Source organism: Desulfosarcina sp. (genome assembly GCF_046496365.1).
GTDB lineage: Bacteria > Desulfobacterota > Desulfobacteria > Desulfobacterales > Desulfosarcinaceae > Desulfosarcina.
Window position 1 is genome coordinate 1 of record NZ_JAWOHB010000063.1, and the last position, 4,883, is coordinate 4,883.

A 4,883-nucleotide genomic window follows, 5' to 3' on the forward strand; every position below is an offset into this window, starting at 1 on the left:
TGCTGCAGCCGAACGGTCATCTTATTATCACCTTTTCGAATCGGTGGTTTCCAACCAAAGCCATCGGGATATGGAAACAGCTTCACGAGTTTGAACGCATGGGACTCGTGCTGGAGTATTTTTTGCAGACAGGATTTCAAGACATTCAGACCTATTCAATCCGCGGACTGCCGCGGCCTAAGGACGACAAATATTTTCCGGAGTTGAGGTATTCGGACCCGGTGTATGCGGTATGGGGAAAGAAATGACACCTCTGGAACGGCTTCAAAAAGCCACGGGTGACTGGGGAAAGTCCATACCGTTCTATCAGACGGTGAATGCCCTTGCGCACCTGACGTCGCCGCAGGCTGAAATGCAGCTTGAAAAGACTTTTGCGCAGCTGTTCCAAAGGCAGAAAGATGACGGCAGCTGGAGCTGCTCCGAACCTGAATGGAATACCTTTTTAACGATTCATGCCTTAAAAAGCAAGGGCCGGCTGTAAATCAGGGCGAAACCATTGACCTCATTCCGCCGGATCATGGGGAACGTTTCGCATGCCCCACACGGCGTTGGTCTTCGAGTCACCCTTATGGTGCCTTAAGCTTAATGGTTTGGGCTGCATACACGGTTGAATCTCAAGCCAAAACCTAAATCTCTTCCTTGCGCATTCACGATATTCGGAAATACTTATCCGGGTGCTTGAACCAGATCGTCCACCTTTTTGACATAGGCCGCGATGTCACATTTTCTTTCCAGACCGGAAGCCGCCATGAAGCGGATTTTGCCGAAAATCGGCCGTTCGGCCCAGGCCCGGTCATGCACGCCGTAGATCCAGGCCACACCGGCACAGGAATTCGGATCCCGGCCATCCAGAAAGTACCGGTTGTTGATGGCCAGCGTCGTTCGAAAGGCATGCTGCGGCGTTTTTGACCACTCCAGAATCTTTTTGCCCCAGTACATGCGCATATAGTTGTGCATAAATCCGGTTTGCTTCATCTCCTGCATGGCGGCGTTCCAGTAGGGATCATGGGTACCGGCGCTTTCGAGTTGACGGCGGCTGTAGACGGTTTCCCGCCCGTCGTGCCGGTGGTCGGCCAGGCTCTTTTCAGCCCAGCCCGGTATGCAGGCATAGTCGTCGTAATTGGGTGTAAACGCAACAAAGTTCATGGCCAGTTCCCGCCTGACGACAAGCTCCTCCAGATAGGCGTCTTTGGCTGTCTTGAGTGAATCAGAAGCCTTTCTGATTTGCAGCGCCAGATACAGCGGCGAAATCTGGCCGAAGTGAAGATAGGGGCCCATGTGGGAAATATCATCGGTCTGCGGCTGGTTGCTGTTGTGGTCATAGTGCTTCAGCCGTGTGCGCACGAAGGTGTCAAAGCGCCTTCTGGCCTGGGAAGTACCGCCGGCAAAAAACCGGGAAACCGATGGCACGCTGCGGTCAAGCCTTAACTCCGACAGCAGCCTTTCCGTGTCCGCAACATCGACGCCGTCGATATTCAGATCCAGCGAAGGATGTTGAATCTTCGTCGCTTCCAGTTCCACCAGGTAGTCCTCGAGGTGCCGCTGGATTTTGGGGCGTATCGTCCGCGCGGCATACTCGGCTTTATCAGAAACCACTCCAACCGGAACGACCACATCGCTTTCCACCTGCACGACGCGGCAAGGCGCTTGGCGTGCCACCTGCCGGCGCCAGGCCCTCTGATGTCTTAAATATCCCCGGTCACAGACGATCACAGCCGCCCGGCCGCCAAGGGCCAGAGCGATCTCCGCTGGATGCCCCAGCTGCAGCACCATTTTGATCCCTCTCAATGCCAGGGCCGCAGCGGTTTCCTTCAGACCTTCCAGCATAAAGGTGTAATGGCGCAGATTGGCTTCCGGATAGTCATCCATCAGCCCAAACACCACCAGCAGCATGCGCTCCAGTCGGTTTGCCTGCTGAACGGCATATTCAAGCGCGTGATTATACTCGACCCGCTGGGACTGCTGCATCCAGTAAAGGACATATGCGCCATCGCGGATGTCGGCAGTATTCAGCACCTGTATACGGGTTGAATCAATGGTCATGGCCCACTCACCGATGTCATGCTTACAGTGCTTTGTTTTGCGGCAGCCTGTAGGCAGTGTGAAGTTTGGGTGTAAATCGTTCCGGACCCGACACAATCGGTTTTTGAATCGCTTTGGCGATGGCCTTGAGCATACCGTAGAATACCCATTGATGGAATGGATAGAGTGCATACCAGTAAATCATTCCCAACAGGCCTTTCGGCAGAAACCGTGAAAGCATTCGAAGCTCGACTCGGCCGCCTGTGGCGGGTGTAATTTGAAATTCCAGCAGGGCCTCACCCGGCGTTTTCATTTCGGCCGCCAGCAGCAGCCGGTACGGCGGGTCCACTCGCAGCACCCGCCAGAAGTCGAGCACATCGCCGACACCGATTTCACGTGAGTGCCGCCGGCCCCGTCTCAGCCCGACGCCGCCCGCCAGCCGATCCATACTCCCCCGCAGGCGCCAGAGAAAATTTCCGAAGTACCAGCCGGTTTTGCCGCCGATGCGCCGCACGGGCTGCCAGGCCTCATCCGCGGTCGCCTGCAGTGTGGCACGATATCCGCAATTCATGATCGTACCGCCGGCCCACTCCGCATCACCGCAGTGTGCCCATTCCGGTTCCAGCAGTTTGCCGGCGTCCATCCAGCAGGTATCCACCTGTTCCTGCCGAATACGATCCAGCGCCAGGCGGATGGCTTCCCGGCAGCTCAACAACTTCTGGGGGATGATCGACTGAATCTGATTTTCGGTGCACACGGCATCGCTGGTAAGTCCCTCGGTCAGGGGCAATGCAATCGATTTGGGAACCGGGCTGACGAGGTGGATCCACAGGGCGCTTAAGGTGGGTGTGAGGACCGGCAGTGGAATAATCAGCCGTCTGGTCAGCCCGGCCTCTTCGGCGTATATATCCAGCAGGTCGCGATAGCTTAAAATGTCCGGACCGCCGATGTCGAAGGTCCGCCCGCTGGTTTCTTCGTGCGCAAGGCAGCCGGTCAAATAGCTGATGACATTGCGAATGGCGATGGGCTGATTCAACGAATGCACCCAGCGGGGGGTGGTCATGGCGGGCAGGCGCTCGACCAGGTAGCGCAAAATTTCGAAAGAGGCGCTGCCCGATCCCAGAATCATGGGTGCACGCAGGGTGGTCACAGGAACCGGCCCGGCCTGAAGAATATCCGCCACCTCGATGCGGGATTGCAGGTGTCTGCTCAAGGTTCCCGCCTTTTTTTTCGCCAGGCCGCCGAGATAAATAAGTCTTTCCAGGCCGGCAGCACTTGCAGCGGCAACCATGTTGTGGGCCGCGCGGCGGTCCGCTTCGACATATTTTGCCTTCTGGGCGATCATGGAGTGAACCAGATAATAGGCCCCGCGGCACCCGGAAGCCGCCCGTTCAAGCGATACAGGATCAAAAACATCCCCTTGAACCAGCTTGACGCGGGGGTGCCCGGCCCAAGGGCGCGAAGCCACTTTTTCCAGACTTCTTGCCATGGCGCGCACCCGATAGCCTTCATCGAGCAGCGCCGGAATCAACCGCCCGCCGACATAACCGGTGGCCCCGGTTACCAGAACAGGATTCGATTTCATGACCGGCACTTATTCCTCTGCAGTGATTCAAATTCATGGCACATCGCGCGAACGCCACGCCAATCCATCCATGGCTTCGCAGCTTGAGTCCCACGAGGTGTCAGGAGGCATTCGGCTCAAGCGGGGATATCAGATGCAGTCCCAGATTGCCGCCATCCTGCCGAACGATGATGCCGTCGATATCGATGGATCTGGAATCCGAAAAAACAAGGGTGCCGTTTACCCATCCTTTGATACCGACCACCTTGTCGTTTACAAATTGTACACCTTTTTCCGAAATATCGATGACCTCAAATTCCTGTAAACCAATTTTAAGCCTGGGCCTGCCTCGCAAGCCAAATATTGTCCGCGGGTGGTGTCGCTTTTCCACACCCCTGTATACGTCCGGCATCATCAATCTCCGCAGCTTATCATCGATTCGCAGGGTGATATGAATATCTTGATTACAAAATCAATACAAAAATCATCTTCCTTTTGCTGCTTCATGCGGTTCTTCCTGATGTGAAAATGTTATGTTAGCCGATCGCGTCGGGTATTTCAAGGCTGAATGCGCATCGCTCCCGGCAAAGATGGCCGTTCAGCAGCCCAATGCCATCCAGGCCTCAAGCACCTAATTTTTTTTCATTCTCCATGCTTTTGGAGTTGAAAAAAATTTGCGCTGGCATACAATCAATTCAATGAACATCATCGCCTTCATCATTCTCTTTACCCTTATCGCGGAGTTTATCCTCAACCTGGCCGCCGACTGGTTGAACCTGAAAATGGTGACAGCGGATCTACCGGCGCCGTTTCACGGCACCTGTGATAAAGCCCGCTATCGCAAATCCCAGGAATACCTGCGGGTGAACACGCGGTTCGAATGGATAACGTCCGGATTCCATTTGCTGATATTACTGTTGTTCTGGTTCGGCAAAGGCTTCCCCCTGGTCGATGCCTGGATCCGGTCTTTCGGCAGGGGACCGGTCGTCACCGGCCTGCTTTACATCGGTTTTCTGGTGCTGTTATACGCTGTGCTGGCCCAGCCCTTTGCCCTCTACGCAACCTTTGTCATCGAGGAGCGATTCGGTTTCAACAAAACGACCATCAAAACCTATGGTATGGATTTACTCAAGGGCATGCTGCTTAGCATTATCTTAGGCGGGCCTCTTTTGGCGGGCATCTTGGCTTTTTTTGAATATGTCGTTGAGGCAGCCTGGCTCTACTGCTGGCTTGTGATCATCCTCTATATGCTTGTCATTCAATTCATCGTGCCGACCTGGATCATGCCGCTGTTCAA

The 4,883-nt window shown here is 54.9% G+C and carries 4 protein-coding genes and 2 pseudogenes; 3 read left to right on the forward strand and 3 right to left on the reverse strand.

Going from position 1 to position 4,883, the window contains the following annotated elements; all coding sequences use genetic code 11:
- Together R6V78_RS05265 and R6V78_RS05270 are read left to right on the forward strand one after the other, a co-directional pair.
- Positions 1-248, forward strand: a pseudogene (locus R6V78_RS05265) (class I SAM-dependent methyltransferase); the annotation flags it as partial.
- Positions 233-481 carry a hypothetical protein gene (locus R6V78_RS05270; RefSeq protein WP_410288287.1) on the forward strand — a complete coding sequence of 83 codons (249 nt, stop codon included), beginning with the start codon at positions 233-235 and terminating at the stop codon, positions 479-481. The pseudogene R6V78_RS05265 and the gene R6V78_RS05270, both read left to right, overlap by 16 nt.
- Before the next feature lie 185 nt (positions 482-666).
- Here R6V78_RS05270 and R6V78_RS05275 read toward each other — a convergent pair whose 3' ends face one another.
- The 3 genes from R6V78_RS05275 to R6V78_RS05285 form a co-directional block, all read right to left on the reverse strand.
- Positions 667-2,043 carry a deoxyribodipyrimidine photo-lyase gene (locus R6V78_RS05275; RefSeq protein WP_410288288.1) on the reverse strand — a complete coding sequence of 459 codons (1,377 nt, stop codon included), beginning with the start codon at positions 2,041-2,043 and terminating at the stop codon, positions 667-669.
- Between the two features lie 22 nt (positions 2,044-2,065).
- Complete coding sequence (locus R6V78_RS05280; protein ID WP_410288289.1) at positions 2,066-3,607, reverse strand: SDR family oxidoreductase; 1,542 nt, start codon at positions 3,605-3,607, stop codon at positions 2,066-2,068.
- Positions 3,608-3,707: 100 nt separating this feature from the next.
- Positions 3,708-4,001, reverse strand: coding sequence for a PilZ domain-containing protein (locus tag R6V78_RS05285; RefSeq protein ID WP_410288290.1), 294 nt, complete (start codon positions 3,999-4,001; stop codon positions 3,708-3,710).
- Positions 4,002-4,260: 259 nt separating this feature from the next.
- Here R6V78_RS05285 and R6V78_RS05290 point away from each other — a divergent pair.
- Positions 4,261-4,883 (forward strand): annotated as a pseudogene (locus R6V78_RS05290) (M48 family peptidase); the annotation flags it as partial.

Excerpts from the sequence above, each read along its gene's own strand:
- R6V78_RS05270 (WP_410288287.1), top strand. The coding sequence starts at position 233 with ATGGGGAAAGAAATGACACCTCTGGAACGGCTTCAAAAAGCCACGGGT.
- R6V78_RS05275 (WP_410288288.1), bottom strand. The coding sequence starts at position 2,043 with ATGACCATTGATTCAACCCGTATACAGGTGCTGAATACTGCCGACATC.
- R6V78_RS05280 (WP_410288289.1), bottom strand. The coding sequence starts at position 3,607 with ATGAAATCGAATCCTGTTCTGGTAACCGGGGCCACCGGTTATGTCGGC.
- R6V78_RS05285 (WP_410288290.1), bottom strand. The coding sequence starts at position 4,001 with ATGATGCCGGACGTATACAGGGGTGTGGAAAAGCGACACCACCCGCGG.